The following is a 19,296-nucleotide window of genomic DNA, read 5'->3' on the forward strand; positions in this document are numbered from 1 at the left end:
ACTGGCGGCACATTCCACGACCGCCGGTATGAGCGGATACGCGCAGAGATTGGCCGCCGCGGTGCGGCCTGAGTTCCGGGTCGAGGTGCTGGTTCCCGCGGTGGGGGATCCGATCCTCGGCACTGAGCAATTGTCAATACCTGTGGATCGGGGTGTTTCAGGCGACCTCCGTTTCGGTGTGTTGATCGCCGTCTGACGGTGGTGTCGGTGGGGTGATGTCGGTGGGCCGTTCGAGCAGTTTGCCTTTGTGGAAGACCGCTCCGGCGCGGACGAGGGCGACCAGATGTGGGGCGTTGACGGCCCGCCAACGGGCTTGGGCTGCGTCGATCAGCTTGTAGGCCATGGCCAATCCAGCGGCCCGCGATCCCGGACCCTTGGTGACCTTCGTTCTCAAACGCACTGTGGCGAAGGTGGATTCGATCGGATTCGTGGTACGCAGATGGATCCAGTGCTCGGCGGGGTAGTGGTAGAACTCCAGCAGGACATCGAGGTCGTCGACGATCTTGGCGACCACTTTCGGGTACTTCGCGCCGAAGGCAACCGCGAAGGCCTTGACCGCGACCTGAGCTTTGTCGATGTCTTCGGCGTTGTAGATGTCCTTGATGGCCGCCAGCGCGGCCGGATGCGCTGACTTCGGCAGTGCGGAAAGGACGTTGGCCTGCTTGTGGAACCAGCAGCGCTGCTCTCGGGTCTTCGGGAATACCTCCCGCACCGCCTTCCAGAACCCGAGCGCGCCATCGCCGACGGCCAGCACTGGGGCGGTCATGCCGCGTCGTTTGCAGTCGCGCAGCAGATCCGCCCACGACTCGCATGACTCCCGATAGCCGTCGGTGATCGCCACGAGCTCTTTGCGGCCGTCAGCGCGCACGCCGAGCATCACCAGCAGGCACAGCTTCTCCTGGTCCAGGCGGACCTTGAGGTGAATGCCGTCGACCCACAGGTAGACGTAGTCGCTGCCGGACAGGTCCCGGGCAGCGAACGTACGGGCTTCGTCTTGCCACTGCGCGGTCAGACGGGTGATCGTGGTGGCCGACAACCCGGCACCCGAGCCGAGGAACTGCTCGAGTGCGGGCCCGAAGTCGCTGGTCGATAGGCCGTGCAGATACAGCAGCGGCAGCACCTCACTCATCTGCGGGGACTTGCGTGCCCAGGCCGGCAGGATCGCCGAGGAAAACCGCTGCCGCTCACCAGAATCGGGGTCGACACGGCGATCGTTGACCCGCGGCGCCTTCACCTGCACGGCACCGGCCGCGGTCAGCACCTCACGCGGCTGGTGATAGCCGTTGCGGACCACCAGTCGGTGACCGTTCTCGTCGAGCTGATCAGCGAATGCGGCCACGTACGCGGCGACCTCGGCCTGCAGGGCAGCGGCCAACATCTGCCGGGCTCCGTCGCGGACGATCTCGTCCAACAACGACCGGCCGGCCTCGCCGCCGTTGGCCTCCTCGGCATCGTGAACTACGGTGAGCATGGGCGTACCTTCCCAACCAGCGCGCCAACGCCGGTCTTGATCGAATACCTGATTCCGTGATGATCATCCTCGGGAAGGTGCGCCCACTTTCAGGCCGCCTCCTCGGGCCTCATCCACAGGTATTGATCATTGCTCCTCGGCACTCCGGCGTGCATCGTTGCCGGTTGTGTGCGATCGAGCCATTACGACCGTTTATGCCAGGCTCACCGGCACCGATGGAAGAAAGACGGCCGGCCCGAACTTACCAAGTGGGCCGCCCAGGCGAACCCGCAAGTGACCGGCCACAGGCCGCTGCACACCTGCGAGGTGACCGGCTGTGGGTTCGGGCAACTGAGGGGGGCCCGTTTGGTGGTCCAGCCGCTATGCGACTTGGGGTTGATGGGTCGTGGTCCACTGTAGAGCGAACTCGGCTGGTGTGAGGTCGCCGTGGGCCGAGTGGGGCCGGTTCGCGTTGTAGTCGCGGCGCCAGTCTTCGATGATCACCCGGGCTTCCAGTAGCGAGTCGAAGCGCCACGCGTTGAGCAGTTCATCACGCAAGCGGCCGTTGAACGATTCGATCCAAGCGTTCTGCCACGGCGAGCCGGGATCGATGAAAAGTGAACCGGCACTGTTGAATCGGCACCAATCGGCCACGGCGTACGCCACAAATTCGGGACCGTTGTCGAAGCGCACATAGTGCGGCGCGCCGTTCGTGAGGGCCAGGCGATCCAGAACATCGACAACACCGTCGGCGTCGATGGAACGGTGCACGTCGATCGCGAGGGCTTCGCGGGTGAACTCGTCGATGACGTTCAACATCTTGATGGTGCGGCCATCAGCGGTGGTGTCGAACTGAAAGTCCATCGCCCAGATCACGTTTGGACGAATCGGTGACATCGCACCGACCGCCGCACCGATACCGGTCAGCCGCTTCTTGCGACGGCGCTGCGGGACCCTCAGGCCCTCCTCGCGCCACAGTCGGCGGATGCGTTTGTTGTTGGCCTTCCAGCCGGCCCGACGGGCCATCTTCGCCGCCCGCCGCCACCCCCAGCGCGGCCGGTCAACCGAGAACCGGCGCAGCCAAGCCCGTAGCTCGGCTTCCTCGGTGGTCATCGGCGCAGGCGTCAGGCGCATCGTCGAGCGGTGGATACCGACGACCGAGCAGGCACGTCGCTCAGAGACCCCGAACCGCTCACGGAGCGCTGTAACGGCGCTGCGCTTGCGGTTCGGGGTCAGAAGTTTCCCGACGAGATCTCCTTGAGCATGTCGATGTCGAGGGCCTGGTTGGCGACCAGCTTCTTGAGCCGGGCATTCTCGGCTTCGAGTTCCTTGAGGCGCTTGGCGTCGTTGGCCTTCATGCCGCCGTACTGGGCCACCCAGCGATGCCACGTCGACTCAGTGATCTCCAGGTGTCGGCACACCTCGGCCAGCTCCTGGCCGGTTCCGAGGAGCTTATTGCCCTCGGCCAGCTTGCGGATGATCTGATCCGGCGTATGCCGCCGGCGTTTGTTCGTAGCCATGTCGTCGTCGATTCTTCGAGAAATAGTCAAATCCTGTGGATCGAGGGTCGTCAGGCGACCTCGGACACTGGGGTGTCGGGCGATGGTTCCGGGGTGATGTCGACCGGACGTTCGAGGAGCTTGCCCTGGTGGAACACTGCGCCGGCCCGCACCAACGCCACCAGGTGTGGTGCGTTGACCGCCCGCCACCGCGACTGCGCTGCTTCGATCAGCTTGTAGGCCATCGCCATGCCCGCCGCCCGTGATCCCGGGCCCTTGGTCACCCTGGTCCGAAGCCGAACCGTCGCGAAGGTCGATTCGATCGGGTTCGTGGTGCGTAGATGCACCCAGTGCTCGGCGGGATACCGGAAGTACTCGAGCAGCACGTCGGCGTCATCGACGATTTTCTTCACCGCTTTCGGGTACTTCGCGCTGTAGTCACGTTCGAACGCTGCGATCGCCAACTGCGCCTTGTCGATGTCCTCGGCCCCGATGATCTCCTTCATCGCCGCCAACGCACCCGGATGCGCCGATTTCGGGAGTGCAGCAAGAACGTTGGCTTGTTTGTGGAACCAGCAGCGTTGTTCGCGGGTGGCGGGGAACACCTCCCGCAGTGCCCGCCAGAATCCCAAAGCTCCGTCCCCGACCGCGAGCGCCGGCGCGCGCATCCCGCGGCGGCGGCAATCCCGCAGCAGGTCCGCCCAGGACTCGGTGGACTCTCGGTAGCCGTCGGCCAGGGCGACGAGTTCCTTGCGGCCGTCCGCCCGCACCCCGAGCATCACCAACAGGCAGAGCTTTTCCTGCTCGAGCCGGACTTTCAGGTGGATGCCGTCGACCCACAGGTACACGTAGTCGACCTGCGAGAGGTCCCTGGTGCCGAAGGCCTTCGCCTCGTCCTGCCACTGGGCCGTGAGCCGGGTGATCGAGGATGCGGACAGTCCGGCGCCGGTGCCGAGGAACTGTTCGAGCGCCGGCCCGAAGTCACTGGTTGACAGGCCGTGCAGGTACAGCAGCGGCAGCACCTCCGATACCTGCTCGGACTTGCGAGCCCAGGCGGGCAGGATCGCCGAGGAGAACCGCTTGCGCTCGCCGGTATCGGGGTCGATCCGCTTGTCGTTCACGCGGGGCGCCTTCACCGCCACCGCACCCGCCGAGGTCACGACCTCACGTTCGGCGTGGTATCCGTTGCGGACCACCAGTCGGTGGCCGTGTTCGTCGACCTCACCGGCATACCGGGCTACATAGTCGGCGACCTCGGCCTGCAACGCCGCGGCCAGCATCTGCCGGGCACCGTCGCGGACGATCTGGTCGAGCAACGACCGGCCCGCACCGGCCGCATTGCGGGTCTCGTTGGAGTCGTCGTTGTTGTCTACTACCGTGAGCACGGGCGTGCCTTCCCGCCAGCGCGCCAACGCTGGTCTTGATCAGAATTCGGATTCCTTGCAGATCATCTTCCGGGAAGGCACGCCCGCCCGGGATCCACAGGTTCTGATCATTGCTCGATTCTTCCTGCCCAAACACCTGGGCAACAGAGTCGCACAACAACTGGACCACTACGACGGTGACGAGTCCCCGTTACTGAGTCCACCCGGTTTTGGAGTCGGGTTGGTGTAATCCGTTCTCAGTTGATGCTGCAGGCCACCGGGGTATGGGTGCACCTGCACGCCGCAGCGTACTCGGCCGGTGTGCGGTAGCCCAGGGCCGAGTGGCGGTGTCGATGGTTGTGTTCGTGCTTGAAGTCGCCGATGACCACGCGGGCCTCGAACAGCGTGTTCCAGTAGTTGCGGTTGAGGCATTCCTTCCGGAGTCGGTTGTTGAACGATTCGATGTAGCCGTTGTCCCACGGGCAACCCGGCGGGATGTACACCATTCCGGTCTTGTTTTCGCAGAACCGTTGCAGCGCTTGAGAAACCATCTCCGGTCCATTGTCCATCCGAAGCACCTTCGGTGGGCCGCCACGAGCGGCGAACACCTTCGTGAGTTCCTCGACCAGCCGCTCGCCAGTGATCGAGCGCTCCACCACATTCAGTAGCGATTCGCGGGTGTGCTCGTCGATCATCGACGCGATCTTGATGGCCTTACCGTCGATGGTGGAGTCGAACTGGAAGTCGATCGCCCACACCACCTTCGGCGCATCGGCGAGGATCGGCGGCACTGAGGACACCCCGGCCCGCTTGCGGGGCGAGACGACCTTGACCTGTAGGCCTTCTTCGCGCCAGAGCCGGTGGATCTTCTTCTTATTGACCTCACGGCGCTCGTCGTAGCGCAACGCCGCCCAAGCACGCCGAAACCCGTGGCACGGGTGTTTGGTGGCGTAGCCGCGCAGCCAAGCCCTCATGTCGGCATCCGGATCGGTCGGAGTCTGCGCCAACGGCAGGCGACGGTAGGTAGAGCGGGCCAGCCCAACAGCTTTGCACGCCAACCGTTCCGACATGCCCAAGGTCTCCTTGAGCATGTCCACGGCGCGGCGCTTGGCAGCTGGGCTCAGAATTTTCCCTTAGCGACCTCCCGCAGGGCGTCCTTCTCAAGTTCGGCGTCGGCCAGCAGCCGCTTGAGGCGGGCGTTCTGATCGCGCAGCTCCTTGAGTTCCTTGGCGGCGTCGGTGTCCATGCCGCCGTACGTGCGCCGCCAGTTGTACAGCGTCGCCGGCGAGACCTGCAGCTCGGCGGCGATCTCCTCACCGGTCTTACCTTCGGCAGCCAACTCATCTGCCCGGCGCAGCTTGCGCACGATGTCCTCCGCGGAATTCCGCTTCCGACCAGCCATGTGTTCATCGTCCCTTCTGGCCCGACATCGGGCCACAGGACTCTAAAACTGGTCGGACTCATTCAGCGGGAACACGCCAACGGGCTCACCTCAGGGCCATGACTCACATCCGCCTAACGTGCGTCGAGAACGCCACAACCGCCCGGCACGCGATCCCTACGGACCACGATCCCTGCACCCAACCGAAAGCCACGTTCCTAGGCCGGAGTGGACACGACCAGCGAAAACGCTCGCTTGGACCGGTCATTCGTCATATCGACATGGACAAACTTCTGTTCGAGATACTCGCGTAGTGCATCGGGGCCAAGCTCCCGCCCGATACCCGATTGTTTAAAGCCACCAAAAGGATGCAGGCAGTTCACCATGTGCCAGTCATTGACCCAGACCGTACCTGCTTCTAGCCGCCGCGCGAGGGCAAGAGCTCGCTGATTGTCTGTACTCCAGATTCCAGCCGACAGGCCGTATTCGCTGTCGTTAGCGATCCGAACCGCGTCGTCGTCATTGTCGTACCTAATGACTACAAGGACGGGCCCGAAGATCTCTTCACGAGCAACGCGCATGTCGTTAGTGACATCCGTGAGGATTACCGGCTCTTCACAGATGAGGGTGTAGAGGTGGTTGGCGCGTCGTTGCCGGGATAGAGGTCGAGGTCTCTCGAAAATGAGGGTTCCTACACTCCTCATCCGAAAGACCTCGACGTGCCTGACGCTACCGGTCGGGCGGGCTTCGCCTGCGCTGACCTGACGACTTTCTGCCGCCTCGACGAACTTGGGCTGCAGGTGACCGGACAACGCCTTGAGCCCGGCCGTGCTGTGCTGGCGTGCCGGGTGACCGACGAGGACCGGTGGTGTCGTCGCTGCGGCGAAGAAGGCATCCCACGCGACAGCCTCACCCGTACTCTGGCCCATGAGCCGTTCGGGTGGCGCCCCACCACACTGCTGGTGACCATCCGTCGCTACCGGTGCGCCGGCTGCGCCCACGTGTGGCGACAAGACACCACCAGGATGGCCGAACCACGTGCCAAGCTGTCGCGGCGTGCTCTGCGGTGGGCGCTGGAAGCCATTGTCTGCCAGCATCTATCCGTGGCTCGCATCGCCGAAGCGCTCGCGGTGTCGTGGAACACCGCCAACAACGCGGTGCTGGCAGAAGGCCGACGGGTGCTGATCGCCGATCCGGCCCGTTTCGACGGCGTGGCGGTGATCGGCGTCGATGAGCACGTCTGGCGGCACACCCGTCGCGGTGACAGGTACGTCACCGTCATCATCGATCTCACCCCTGTGCGTGACGGGACCGGTCCGGCTCGGCTGCTCGACATGGTCGAGGGTCGCTCAAAAAAGGCGTTTCAGGACTGGTTGGCCGAGCGGCCGCAGGACTGGCGTGACGGCGTGGACGTTGTTGCTATGGATGGCTTCTCCGGGTTCAAGACCGCTACCGCCGAGGAACTGCCCGAGGCGGCGACGGTGATGGACCCTTTCCACGTGGTGCGCCTGGCTGGCAACGCCCTCGATGAGTGCCGCCGCCGGGTGCAGCTGGCGACATGTGGGCACCGCGGCCGCAAGTCCGACCCGCTCTACACCTGCCGACGCACCCTGCACACCGGTGCCGATCTGCTCACCGACCGCCAGCGCACCCGGCTGGCCGCCTTGTTCGCCGCCGACGCCCACGCAGAAGTCGAGGCCACCTGGCAGATGTATCAGCGCACCGTGGCCGCGTATCGTGAACCCGACCGCACGAAAGGCCGCACGATGATGGCGGCGCTGATCACCACGCTGAGCACCGGCGTTCCCAAGCCGCTGACCGAACTGATCACCCTGGGACGGACCCTGAAGAAGCGTGCCGCCGACGTGCTGGCCTACTTCGACCGCCCCGGCACCTCCAACGGGCCCACCGAAGCGATCAACGGCCGCCTCGAACACCTGCGCGGATCCGCGCTGGGCTTCCGCAACCTCACCAACTACATCGCCCGGTCACTGCTCGAGACCGGAGGCTTCCGAACTCAGCTCCTTGCACCTCGGCAGTGAAGAGTCCTCAACGCATATTCGACGCGGCCAGAGCGTCATTGGTCTCGGTCACCGAGAAACGATCGGGGTGCCAGCCTCGGGGCAGCCAGTCGCGCATCTCCTGCGCACCCAGCCCCATCGGTGTTGCCCGCGGGTCGTACCCGCCACGAACCCACGCAGCCAATTCCTCATAGCCGCCCAAGCCACCACAATCCTCCGGCGGGCAGGCCATCTTGCCCGCCAGGCACACCGGAGCCGAAGGTGGATCATCGAGAACGTCTTCGACCACCAGCACGTGCTCCCATCCGTCGCCGAAGTCGTAGTCATAGAACAACCGGTCGCCCTTACCGGAGACCACCTGATCCAGGCGCACACCGTCCTCGACGAGACCGTCGTCGCCTTCGCTGAGATCAAATCTGGTGACGAAGTAGGCACGGGTACGCCGGTCCGCCCCGACACCGAACTTATGCAGATGACCGTCCTGCCAGCCCATCGCAACCTGCAGCACGTCATGCAGCTCATCGAGCACGAGGTCACCCGGCAGGACCAGACGACGCCAGATCGGCGGCTTGGCGTACATCAGGTCGACCCGCACCCGGAAACCCCGCACACGCTCCGGCACAGCTCCCACCTCGGGTGTCGGTTCATCGAACACTCCCGCGAACAAATCCCGGCCAGCATCGGCCATCAGCTGTTGCAGCATCGACAGGTCCACACCACCCCCGGACACCGCGCTCTTCCTCTTACTCTTCCGCTTCTCCTCCGGCACACACCCAGCCAACCAGACACCCCAATCACAGGCCGACAGCAGCTGACCGTTCTACACCCTCAATCATGAAGAGCCGGATTACCGGTGCAACCCAATGCCCGTTGGACAGATCTGGATCAGTTGGTGGCGAACCTTGGTATGCAACGGTCGCGCCCTCCTCTTGGCCGACCGCGATGTACTTCTCTACGCGCTGTTTTTGTTTTAGCGACACGAGCGGGCCGATGTCGGTTTCGGTCTTCATCGGGTCGCCGATGTTGACCGTTGCAATCCTCTCCACCAGTTTCGTCATGAAAGTGTCGTATATCGAGTCCGCGACCAGGAGGCGAGTTCCAGAGGAACATATCTGGCCACTCAGCAAGAGAAATCCGAAGAGGGTTCCATCCACTGCAAGGTCGACGTCTGCATCGTCGAGAACAATATTGGCGCCCTTGCCGCCCAGCTCGAGTGTGACCTTCTTGATGTTGCCGGCGGCCGCGCGCATCACTTCCCTACCGACTTCGGTCGAACCGGTGAACGCGATTTTGCGAACGTCAGGGTGCTCCGCTAATCGGGCGCCTGTCGTGACACCCGGTCCTGTCACGATGTTGAGCACCCCCGCAGGCAACCCGACTTCATCGGCAGCGCGGGCAAGCTCGAGCAATGTAAGTGGAGTCTGCTCATCAGGTTTCAGAACCACCGTGTTTCCCGCTGCCAACGCGGGGCCCAGCTTCCACACCGCGAGCAACAAGGGAAAGTTCCACGGCACAATTGCTCCGCAGACACCGACTGGCTCGTGTCGGACGATCCCAGTCGCCAGTGTGGGCACTTCCAGCAACTCACCAAGTTGTTCAAAGGGAAATTTCCGTGCGAGTTCAGCGAAGTAGCGCAGATGGGCAATCGAGTAACCAACCAGGAACGCCCCCGCGGCGCGAACTGTGGCTCCATTCTCTCGAACCTGCAGGACAGTCAGTGTCTCGATTCGCTCCTCAAGCCGATCCGCGATTGCGTCAATCACTTCCGCACGTTCGGCCGGCGTACGCTCCCGCCACACCCCCGACTCATGCGCATCCTTAGCCGCGGCTACTGCCCGGTCGATGTCCGTCACATCACCCCAAGCGACGGTGGCCACGGGCAATCCGTCAGTAGGCGAGAGAATCTCGACCGTCTCGGATGAGTCGACCCACTTACCAGCTATGTACATCCGGTAGTGATCCATATCGGACATCTGCACATCCCTTACTCGTCATTGAGTCCCAACATCGCGGCCGGGTCGAATACTAACCGCTTGTACGGTCAACAACAAGGTCGTGAGTCGAACTCCCTGGTCAATGCACATACTGCAGCCTCAGCTGGTCAGGCTGTAACAGGTTGCGGTTCAATCACTTCACGCTCAAGGCGGCGGTGAAGGCCGGGCCATTCCCGTTGATCCACACTGCATGTCGCCGACCACGAGGGCAGTGGCTCGTCGCTTGAGCGGACCACTCGATCCTGCTCGCACCTCACACCAGTATTGCCCTACTCCAGCGGCCAAATCCAGGCACTGCGCAGAGTCCTTCGCCAGGATCGAAGGTTAAAGTGGGGCCGTCCAACCACGACCTGGGCACACCCCTACTTGACAAGGCTGGCAAGGCCTAGGTTGTATTGCCGTACCAGGCCAAACTGGCGCCGGCAGCCTGACTATTTTCGTTGTGTCGGCGGTCACCTACGCTGAATCTCTGATATAGGTTGACTTCCATTCGATGAAAGTTTCTTTACATTAAAGGAGTGAGGTCACTGTGGCGGCAAAAGAACCCGCACGAGCTCGCGCTCGGAGGGGCCGTGCGCAGGACATCCTCAGCGCGTTCACCCGAAACGTTGCCCGCAGAGGATATTCTGGCAGCAATTTCAGCGAGATCGCGAACGAGTTGGAGATCTCCAAGGGGACAATTGTTCATTTCTACGGCACCAAGGACAAGTTGTTCGCCAAGCTGCACGACGGCTACATGGAACGACGTTTGAGGGAAGCCCACGACATTTTGAATCGGTTGGATTCGCCGGATCAGAAGTTGTCCGGGCTTTTGTTTGCGCTCATGCAATATCAAGACATCGATCGTGACGCCACCCTCGCGTTCCAACGTGAGATAGCGATGGTCGCAACCCTCGATTCACTGGCCCACGGACGCGAGTTGCGCAACGAGTACATGTCTATGTTCCGGTCGTTGATCGAGGAAGGCACACGAAATGGCTCGTTTCGACCGCTCGACGTTGAGGTACAGAGCCTTCTGATATTCGGTGCGACGCAATGGACTTGGACGTGGTTCAAACCGGAGGGAAGGCTCACCGCCTTGGAAGCAGGTTCTCAACTGGTGCAGCTTTGCCTGGGTTCACTGTTAAGCGATCGCCGCAGACTGGACCGCCTCGCTGACCCTGAGGGCAAGTCCGCGTCGACAGCCCTTGCTGTCCTCGCTAGCCACATGGACTCTAACTCACCGAGTACTCAGGCACGCTAATTCGATAGGCATTTGTGCCAGCAGATTGGCAAAAGCGAATACCGCATCGATACTGCCGATATCGAACGAGCCGGTTACAAAAACCGTGCCACTAGCGGATTCGAACGTATATTCATTGGCGTTTGAAATGGCCGCAATATTGCCAGCGGATTATTGATGCCGTTGATAGACCGCTGATCATGCGGCTTCGTCAATGGGCATGCGGAGTCGGTTGTGTTCTCGAAATCTCCATTTCCATGGCCTAATACTACAGTAGTAAACTGGGGTGCGGCGTGTTTGCGCTGGTAGGAGTGAAGGGGACCCATTCGGTGGTCCAGTCGCTATGCGGCTTGGGTTTGCGGTTCATGGTCCACTGTAGGGAGAACTCGGCGGGGCTGAGTCCGCGGTGGGCCGAATGTGGTCGGTTGGCGCTGTAGTTGATCCTCCAGTCCTCGATGATCACCCGGCTCTCAGCGGTGAGTCGAAGCGCAAGGAATCGAGCAGTTCATCGCACAGTCGGGCGTGGAACGACTCGATCCATGCGTTCTGCCAGGGTAATCCGGGGTCGATGAACAGTGAACCGGTGCCATTGAACCGGCACCAGTCGTTGTCCGCGTGGGCGACTAACGCAGGCCCGTTGTCGATGCGCACGTACGGCGCCCCATGTGTTTCGACCAATTGGTCGAGGATGTGGACGACTCCGTCGGCGTTGATGGCGCGGTCGACGTGGATCGCCAGGGCTTCGCGGGCGAACCCGTCGATGACGTTGAGCATCGTGATGGTGCGCCCGCCGGCGGTGGTGCCGAACCGGAAGTCCATCGCCCGGATCAGATTCGGACGGTTCGGGGACATCGCCCCGACCGCGGTCCGGTCAGGCGTTCCTTCTTGCGGCGCTGCGGGACCCGCAGGCCCTCGTCGCGCCACAGCTGGCGGACGCGCTTGTTGTTGATGACCCAGCCCGCTTTCGTGCTGCAATCGCTGCTCGTCGCCATAGCCCAGCAGGGCCGGTCGGTGGAGGATTTCCGCAGCCAGGCCCACAGCCGGGCTTCCTCATCAGTGGTCGGCGCGGCGCGAGGCGCATCGTGGACCGATGCAGGCCCACCACCGCACAGGCTCGACGCTCGGAGATCCCGAATCGCTCACACAACACCGTCACGGCGCTGCGCTCGTTGGCCTTCATGCCGCCGTACTGGGCCACCCAGCGGGATGAAGACCTCTGGGAAAAACTCCACACCACGCTGCCGAAACTTCCTCCGTCGAGATTCAGATCGTCAAATCTTGGCGGAGGATCGACGAGAGTGCCTCGAGAGGGATATGGGTTTGAACGGCCCCGCCGTCCATCGACCACACCAACTGGTTGTGTGGCATCGGGTTCTCGCGCGACATCGGTCGATCAGGCATGAAAAGAATCAGTTCACTCGATGTCAACGCAAATGCTCGGTAATTCTCTGAGTAGCCTGAGCCATCAACCTGCGGTTCGAACCGGTCGACGATGAAAGGGTATGCGCCGACAACGTGTGGCGGCCGTGCCGTGGCGAGCGATTCTTCGAGAAACGGCCGAGCCAGGGGCGGTAAGGCCGTGAGCGGGTCGATTCCGGGCTTGAACAGGTCGGCAAGCGATAGTTGATTGCCGGTGCCGAGGTCAAAAACGAAACTCCTGACAGCATTATTTGCGTTGTTGCCTACGGTCTGCTGAGTCTCGCGAAATACGACGGACCGCAGAGCTCGATGGGAGTGCGCGCTGTAGTCTATTGAGACATCGCTAGCACGAACCATGCTCGAACCCGCTGTGCGCCAGGACAAGACGCGATCACGCAAATACTCTACGATTGGCGGCCCCATGTGCGGATGGCCGACCAGGTATTGTGGAACCACAACTTTCAGAGCGAGGACAGCTTCCCGTTGCGAACGAATGAAGGTCGTACAGTTGTCGTCCTGCGCTTCCCATTGGCCTCCGAACACCGCGTTGCACAGGGTGTCGGCGTGAGCTGATGACGCGCCGGCAAGCGCAGTGACGCATGCAATAGCGAGCGCGATCCGTAAGCCAGTTGTACCCATTGCGCTACTTGATATCCACTTTGCTTGCGAGCCAGCGGTTATCGATGCGTTCGAGAGCGATCGTAACCCGGCTGCGGTCGATCCGCGGCTCTGGGTTGACTGCATTGCTTATTGATTGATCTATGAAGAGGAGCACTTCCACCTTGTCAGGGGTGACTGACTTGACCGCTGAATCCACGACCACGCCATGGCTTACAGCCTTGTTGTCGATAAGCAACTGCCGAAGTTGGGCAGCCGACTGGGTGTAAAGATCCTTGAACTCGCCAGTTGCACCCTGGAGTACCTTCGCGTAGTTCTCATCGACCTTGGCGCTGTCGATACTCGTCAGGGTAACCCCATAATCATTGGCAACTGCGAGTGCTTCACGACCCGTCGCGACTAGATCGTGTTGGCGTTTGACCTGCCACCCAAAGAAAGCCGCCGTGCCCACTGCGAGGAGCAGCGCCACTAGCAACACGGCGCCGATGAGGGTCGTCCGGGAACCCCGACCAAGCCGACTCTCGGTAGCAGGGTCGTCTAGGTCGACAGATTGGTGTTGATCGTCGGGATCGTCCGTGGGATCAACGCCTGTCACCTCATCTGCATCGTGGTTCTCGGGTGATTGATCGACGTCCTTGTCGCCGGAACTATGCTCATTCTCCTCACAGTCGTTGCTCCCGTTGATCTGATCGAACACATCCTTGGTTCTGGTCCGGCTGAACATCGTGCCTCCTATGCGTCTTACTTCGGCGGTGGCGCCAGGTTCTTGGGCGGCCCACCATAGGGTGTCGGGATAGTGTTGGGCCCCACGGGCGCTGGGTCGGTGGTTGCGAGGGGATCGTGGCCTGGCGGTGGCCGATCAGTGTCGTCGCCGGGAGGCCGCGGCGCATTGCGCGCGCCCCGAATAAGTACCGCGGGATCAGGATTATTGCAGTACGTATACCTGTACGGCTCGGGAAAGTCCGCCTGTGATGGGGGACGTCGCGGCAGGTTGTAGTCGCAGGAATAGCGTGGGTAGGGGTCGACGATCTCCCAGACTCCTCCATCGCGGAAAGTCGACGCTACCGCATCGATCACCGAACCCCGTTGCTCCAGTGGCGGGAACAGAGCTTTGAGCGCAGGTACCCTCACATAGGACAACTGCGCGACGGTGGTCAGGTTGCCGAGCAACTGGACCATGGTTTCGGAGTTGTCCGCAATGACAGCGTCCAGCGCGGTGAGTGGCCGACTTCCCGTATCGACCAATTGACGGTAGCCCCCCTCCATCCGGTTGGCTCCCGCTACGATTTCACGGACGTCCGTCGCCGTTTCGAGCAGCTCGGATTCGGCGTCGGTCACCATCGTGAAAATCGTACGGCTATTGCGAATGACCCGAATGGTTTCTGGGAGAACAGAATCCAGTGTCGAAATGAGGAAAACTCCGCCATCGAAGATGGCCGAAAGCTTCGCCGGTCCTGCCGCCCCTACGCCCATCTCCTTCGTCATTGCTGAGAGCTTCGCTGGATCAAGCTGTGCAAGAAGGCCTTCAGCGTCTGTCACCAGACGATGAAACTGCACGGGGATGTCAGTCTGAGTTGCGCTGACCGTGTCGCCGTCACGAAGGAACGGCCCGGTACCGTTTGCGGGCCGGATGTCTAGGTACTGCTCGCCGGCGGGAGAAAGGCCGGAGACCCGGAACGCCGCGTCCTTGGGAATCTGGAGGTCTGGGTCGATCTCGATCTCGGCTACCACTCCATCGCCATCGACTTGTACAGCAAGGACTTTGCCAATCTGGACGCCTCGCAGTGTCACATCTTGACTGGCGAGGAGCCCGCCTGACTCTGACAGCTGAATGCGCAGACCAACTGTCGCGCGGACCGGATTGTATCCGAACGTACCCAACGATATGTAGCCGAATGCAGCAGTGAGAGTGAGGAACAGGCCCGCAAGAGCGACCGCTGTACGACGGGCGCGTATGGCTTGCACTGAGTCGACGGCGGCACCGGCGCATCGCTGGAAGATATTCGGCACGCTCATCGCTGAGGCCCGTAAATTCTATTCAGCAAGAGATTCCATTGATACCGCAAACTACCGATCATCGCATGCCAGTCGGTGCCGTCCGGACCGTGCGTCATCGGATCACCTGGATAGTTCATATCTGGTAGAGCGCCAAGTGCGATCTGTTCTACGTCCCCTGCGGCATGGAGGTTGGCGCCGGAGGTCAACTTGAGAAGCCTTGGGACGATTCGATTGATGGTCGTCAGCGACGTGTTGGGGTCGATGCTTGCGTCGTTGAATGCGTCACTCAGCCTATTCAAGTCGGCAATGAGGCTGCGGGAATCAGTGCCTTGTAACGACGGAAATCGCGATAGTTGCCGCGTAGTGCGGGCAACAGAACCGATCAAAGTCACGATCTGATCGCGGTTATCGGAGATCACTGCGATCGCTGGATCTGCAGCTGCGAGCGCAGCATTGATCGTGTGCTGACGTGCGGACAAGCTAGACGCCAGTTCGGATGTGCGGTGCAGGGCCTCTGTGATCTCATCTGAGCGTGCGTTGAGTTGTGCAATCAATCTGTTCGACTGATGGAGCAGGTCGGCGATCTTCGTTCCACTGTCCCCGACGGCCGAGCCGGCGCCGTTGAGGATGTGGGTTAAGCTGCGGATCACCCCGCCATTGACAAGCACAGCAGCTGAACTGAGCAACTCCTCGACGGTGGCACCAGCCGATGTTGCAGCCAAGGGAATGACGTCTCCGTCGGCCAACGGTGTGCTAGCCGACTGTTGGTCCGGATGAGGCTGGACTGCGACGAAGAGATCGCCGAGGGGCGTGGCCGACCTAAGCTCAACGGTTGCGCCGTCGTAGATCGAGACGTCCTCACGTATGCGCATAGTTATCTGTGCGGTGAACTCCTTGGCTTGAATCTTCTCAACCACGCCGATGTCAGCGCCACCGACCTTCACCTTCGCATGAGCCGGCAAGTTTAGTGCATTAGTGAAAACCGCAGTCAACGTGTAGGTCTCGCCACCTACTGAAGGAGAACTCAGCGGGAGGCTTTCTAGTCCGGACGAACAACCGGACAAGACCGCGATCAGCCCGATAGACAGTACGTTGCGATAGCGGCGAGTTACGTGGGTGCCCAGCAGAGACGTCATTTCTCCACTCCCGCCATGAGTTCCAGCATTCCGGTGAGGCCGAAATCGGGTCCGTAGTCGCGGAGTGTGCCTGTGGCGCAGCCGAGCTGTTTGAGGCCGATGAGATTACACATTTCTTTGCTGAGCTGGCTGTCGAAGAGAATCTTGTCGGCGAGGGCGTGCAGTCGGACGGCGCCATTGTCGACGTCGATGGCATTCCAGACGTTGTCGAGTGTCATTGGCGCGAGGTTGAAGAACTCTGCGACCTCACGTTGGTAGTCGACCAGTGCTTGGGTGATGGCCCTTGAGTCGGCGGCAGTCGTCTTCAGTCCGTCACGTCTGGATTCCAGCACCGATGCAACTTGCATCAGAATTTGGTTGATCTTGGAGCCCGTCGTGCCAGTGCCTAGGCTTTCGTCGGCCAGGATGTCGCTGAGCTGGTGCACGTTTGATCCGAACTCTCGGATCGTCTGCTCGTTCTCTGCGGCGGATTGCGTGAGTATGTCGAGGCTGGTGGCAATCGTATTAATGTTCTCTTTGGTGCGGGCCCCGTGATCGGTCTCGAGCCGTAGGGCTGATGACAGTTCGCTCAGCGTGCTCTTGAGATCCTCACCGTTGTCCGTCGCGATCTGCGCGCCGACATTCACCAGATCGGCCAACGGCCCAGAGCCCTCGCCGTTTCCGCGGAGGGCGACTGCTAGCCGGTCGATCATGGCAAGTGTCCTGTCGAATTCCACGGGAGTACGGGTACGCCCGAGGCCGATGACGTCTCCGTCGCCTAGCTTCGGACCTCCGCGATAGGGGGGCGTAAGTTCAACATGTCGGTCTGTGAGAATCGACGTGGACACAGTGACTGCCTGAACATCAGCGGGTATGTCGACCCCGTCGTCGAGCACGAGCGTGACTTCGACGGAATCACCCTTCGTCGTGATGCGGTCAACATGTCCGACCTGCATACCTAGCACAGCAACGGTGTTGCCTTCGTAAAGCCCGATCGCGTCCTCGAAATGAGCAGTCACCGTGATTGGTTGGGTGCCAGCGCGGTTGGTTATCAAAGTCGTGGCAACGGCGAGGGCGGCGGCAATCACGGCAGTGAGCCAGACCAATGTCCTTCTACTCATGCGCAATCCTCGAAATACTCGACCAATCCGAATTGTTCGGCACGGCCGCTGATTGCGCACATCCATGAGTCGATGAGTGGGCCGGATGAAAATGTTCCATCGATTCCGGTGCCACTCCCCGTAGCGTTGGCGATGTTACGCATGGCGATCGGGAGGGCCTGCAGTGTATTGCGGAACAGCGCGTCATGCTCGGCGATCATTCGCGTGAAGTCGCGCACACTGTCTAGCATTTCGTTGAGAGCGTGCTCGTCCGTCAGGATTCGGGATAACGTGTGCGCCAAGGCAGTCGTGCCTTCGAACAGTCGTTCAATGGCCGCGCGACGAGTCGTGATCTCGCCGATCAGGTCTCGACCTTGCAGGACGAGCATCCCCAGGTTGGCTTTCTGGTCCCTGATTGTTGCGGCGAGCTTGTCGGTGCTGGAGAGTAGTGTGCCAATCTGACCCCGCCGATCGGAGATGATGCGGGACAGCGACTTCAGATTCCGCAGTGCGTCAGGCAACGCTTGAGGAAGACCGTCAAGGCTGCGCGACACAGTGGTCAATGAGTTGGCGATTTGATCGGCATCAACCTGATCGAACGTCGTTGTGGCATCGGCTAAGGCAGTCTGTAGGTCATAAGGCGCCGACGTATTGGAGAGAGGGATCGTGTGGCCTTGGAGGCTGCCCGAACGGCCGGGAGTCAACTCGATGTAGCGGGACCCCAGTAGGGTAGTGAGTTTGATAGCCGCCTTCGTATCGCTGCCCAGGTAGACGCCCTTGTCGATCGACAATCTCATCTCAACCCGATCGCCGGCCAACGTGAGGGCATCGACATGGCCGACGGAGATACCGGCGATGGTTACCGGGTCGTCCTCGCGTACAGAGGCTGCTTGAGCGAATTCGGCACGATATATCGTCTTGCCGAGATTCAATGCGCCCGTTAAGGCAACTGCGCCCACTACCGCAACCATGACGACCAGTGCGACCGTGCCGATGGCAATCTTGTTGTAGTCCTCAATGGGGCGCGTGAGGCTTAGGCGCCCGAGTGCTCGTCTGATGATCATTCTGGACCTACCTGCAGATCGGGGTGTTCTTGATGGTGTTGCCGGGGGTCGCAGCTCGCACGATTCGAGGGACGAGCCGACCGAGGAAATCGAAGATCGTTATATTCATGTCGCACGCATACACGTCGACGTAGGCACCGGATTGCATAGAGCGAGCGACACCTTTAAGCATGGCTGGCAAATTTGCGCCGAAGTATGAGAACCGCTCACGAGCGTCGGCGGTGAGGTGTGCGGAGAGGCCGGGCTCTCGTGTCATCATTGCGCTGAGGTCTGGCTGTATGCTGGCCGATATCGCCCCAAGTCTGTTCACAGTTGTGGCGATAGAACCGACCGCTGCAGCCAAATCTGCGCGCCGGTTCCCCAGCCCTACCATCAACTCGCGGGTATGGGTGATGATCGATTGAAGATTGGCGTTTTGGTTCGCCAGCATGGTCATCGTGTTATTCAGATTGGCGATGACCTCGCCCAGGAGCTGATCGGGGCCAGCGAACAGCTCAGCCAGAGCGGATGTCTGCGTGATCAATGCAAGGACCGAGCCACTATCCCCTTGCAAAGCTTGAATAATTCCGTTGGTGAGATTTTCTACTTGACTCGGATCGAGCAGTGCGAAGAGCGGTTCAAATCCACGCAATAGGTGAGTAATGTCAAATGATGGCTCGGTTTGCTCGACGGGTATCTGACCGTGATCACCGAGGATGCGCCGACTAATGTCCTGGCCAGGAGACAGGCCCATATAACGCTGTCCGACGATATTTTGGTAGGTGACGGATGCAACGGTGTCGGTGTAAAGGGTTTGCTCCCGCTGGACGCGGAACGTTACTTTTGCCAGGGCATCTTTCTCCAGTGAGATTTCATCTACACGGCCGACGCGTACACCCGCGACTCGAACGTCATCTCCAGGATGTAGGCCGGCGACATTCGTGAATATCGCCGAATAGGTAGCGACTGGCCCGCTGACCTGGCGCAGCAACGTCACAGATACGAGCCACGTGGCCGATATGCACAAAACCAGAAAGATGACAAGACCGATCGATGACTTTCGGATGCTCAA

General features: G+C 61.1%; 15 protein-coding genes and 3 pseudogenes. 3 read left to right on the forward strand and 15 right to left on the reverse strand.

Annotation, left to right across the window (positions count from 1 at the left end):
• Positions 1-157: 157 nt before the first annotated feature.
• The 3 genes from A7U43_RS02020 to A7U43_RS02035 form a co-directional block, all read right to left on the reverse strand.
• On the reverse strand, positions 158-1,471 hold the full coding sequence (locus A7U43_RS02020; protein WP_067990476.1) for an IS256 family transposase: 1,314 nt from the start codon (positions 1,469-1,471) through the stop codon (positions 158-160).
• 360 nt (positions 1,472-1,831) lie between these two features.
• Positions 1,832-2,970 (reverse strand): IS3 family transposase gene (locus tag A7U43_RS02025; protein ID WP_109772112.1). Its coding sequence is split into 2 segments (ribosomal slippage): positions 1,832-2,700 and positions 2,700-2,970, totalling 1,140 coding nucleotides; the frame shifts between segments, so codons are not numbered across the junction.
• 50 nt (positions 2,971-3,020) lie between these two features.
• Positions 3,021-4,334 (reverse strand): IS256 family transposase, encoded by a 1,314-nt coding sequence (locus A7U43_RS02035; protein ID WP_019344575.1) that lies wholly within the window; start codon positions 4,332-4,334, stop codon positions 3,021-3,023.
• Between A7U43_RS02035 and A7U43_RS29555 the strand changes: the two genes are divergently transcribed.
• Positions 4,327-4,563 (forward strand): hypothetical protein, encoded by a 237-nt coding sequence (locus A7U43_RS29555; protein ID WP_156525816.1) that lies wholly within the window; start codon positions 4,327-4,329, stop codon positions 4,561-4,563. The genes A7U43_RS02035 and A7U43_RS29555 overlap by 8 nt on opposite strands.
• 7 nt (positions 4,564-4,570) lie before the next feature.
• Here the strand turns inward: A7U43_RS29555 and A7U43_RS02040 are convergent.
• Both A7U43_RS02040 and A7U43_RS02050 read right to left on the reverse strand, forming a co-directional pair.
• Positions 4,571-5,715 (reverse strand): IS3 family transposase gene (locus A7U43_RS02040; RefSeq protein ID WP_156525814.1). Its coding sequence is split into 2 segments (ribosomal slippage): positions 4,571-5,448 and positions 5,448-5,715, totalling 1,146 coding nucleotides; the frame shifts between segments, so codons are not numbered across the junction.
• 197 nt (positions 5,716-5,912) lie between these two features.
• Positions 5,913-6,305 (reverse strand): annotated as a pseudogene (locus A7U43_RS02050) (aldehyde dehydrogenase family protein); the annotation flags it as partial.
• 108 nt (positions 6,306-6,413) lie between these two features.
• Between A7U43_RS02050 and A7U43_RS02055 the strand changes: the two are divergent.
• A complete protein-coding gene (locus tag A7U43_RS02055) occupies positions 6,414-7,736 on the forward strand; it encodes an ISL3 family transposase (RefSeq protein ID WP_052545499.1) in 1,323 nt (440 codons plus the stop codon).
• A 7-nt stretch (positions 7,737-7,743) separates the two neighbouring features.
• Here A7U43_RS02055 and A7U43_RS02060 read toward each other — a convergent pair whose 3' ends face one another.
• Positions 7,744-8,445 (reverse strand): plasmid pRiA4b ORF-3 family protein, encoded by a 702-nt coding sequence (locus A7U43_RS02060; protein WP_052543539.1) that lies wholly within the window; start codon positions 8,443-8,445, stop codon positions 7,744-7,746.
• 115 nt (positions 8,446-8,560) lie between these two features.
• Positions 8,561-9,688: pseudogene (locus A7U43_RS02065) on the reverse strand (aldehyde dehydrogenase family protein); the annotation flags it as partial.
• A gap of 550 nt (positions 9,689-10,238) precedes the next feature.
• On the opposite strand from A7U43_RS02065, the gene A7U43_RS02070 reads away from it, so the two are divergent.
• Positions 10,239-10,952 carry a TetR/AcrR family transcriptional regulator gene (locus tag A7U43_RS02070; protein ID WP_048896462.1) on the forward strand — a complete coding sequence of 238 codons (714 nt, stop codon included), beginning with the start codon at positions 10,239-10,241 and terminating at the stop codon, positions 10,950-10,952.
• A 328-nt stretch (positions 10,953-11,280) separates the two neighbouring features.
• Here the strand turns inward: A7U43_RS02070 and A7U43_RS28970 are convergent.
• The 8 genes and pseudogenes from A7U43_RS28970 to A7U43_RS02110 all read right to left on the reverse strand — a co-directional run.
• Positions 11,281-12,135 (reverse strand): annotated as a pseudogene (locus tag A7U43_RS28970) (integrase core domain-containing protein); the annotation flags it as partial.
• A gap of 59 nt (positions 12,136-12,194) precedes the next feature.
• On the reverse strand, positions 12,195-12,989 hold the full coding sequence (locus A7U43_RS29560; RefSeq protein WP_064914587.1) for an RsiV family protein: 795 nt from the start codon (positions 12,987-12,989) through the stop codon (positions 12,195-12,197).
• Positions 12,990-12,993: 4 nt separating this feature from the next.
• Positions 12,994-13,692 (reverse strand): hypothetical protein, encoded by a 699-nt coding sequence (locus tag A7U43_RS30210; protein WP_047040097.1) that lies wholly within the window; start codon positions 13,690-13,692, stop codon positions 12,994-12,996.
• A gap of 17 nt (positions 13,693-13,709) precedes the next feature.
• Positions 13,710-14,984: an MlaD family protein gene (locus A7U43_RS02090; protein ID WP_080989682.1), complete on the reverse strand. Its 1,275-nt coding sequence runs from the start codon at positions 14,982-14,984 to the stop codon at positions 13,710-13,712.
• Positions 14,981-16,102 (reverse strand): MCE family protein, encoded by a 1,122-nt coding sequence (locus A7U43_RS02095; protein ID WP_064895159.1) that lies wholly within the window; start codon positions 16,100-16,102, stop codon positions 14,981-14,983. The genes A7U43_RS02090 and A7U43_RS02095 overlap by 4 nt, the downstream gene beginning before the upstream one ends.
• Positions 16,099-17,202, reverse strand: coding sequence for an MCE family protein (locus A7U43_RS02100; RefSeq protein WP_064895162.1), 1,104 nt, complete (start codon positions 17,200-17,202; stop codon positions 16,099-16,101). The genes A7U43_RS02095 and A7U43_RS02100 overlap by 4 nt, the downstream gene beginning before the upstream one ends.
• Positions 17,199-18,245, reverse strand: coding sequence for an MCE family protein (locus A7U43_RS02105; protein ID WP_064895163.1), 1,047 nt, complete (start codon positions 18,243-18,245; stop codon positions 17,199-17,201). Before A7U43_RS02105 ends, A7U43_RS02100 begins: the two co-directional genes overlap by 4 nt.
• Before the next feature lie 7 nt (positions 18,246-18,252).
• Entirely contained in the window at positions 18,253-19,296 is a 1,044-nt protein-coding gene (locus tag A7U43_RS02110) for an MCE family protein (RefSeq protein WP_064895165.1), read from the reverse strand.

The organism is Mycobacterium adipatum (assembly GCF_001644575.1).
Lineage (GTDB): Bacteria > Actinomycetota > Actinomycetes > Mycobacteriales > Mycobacteriaceae > Mycobacterium > Mycobacterium adipatum.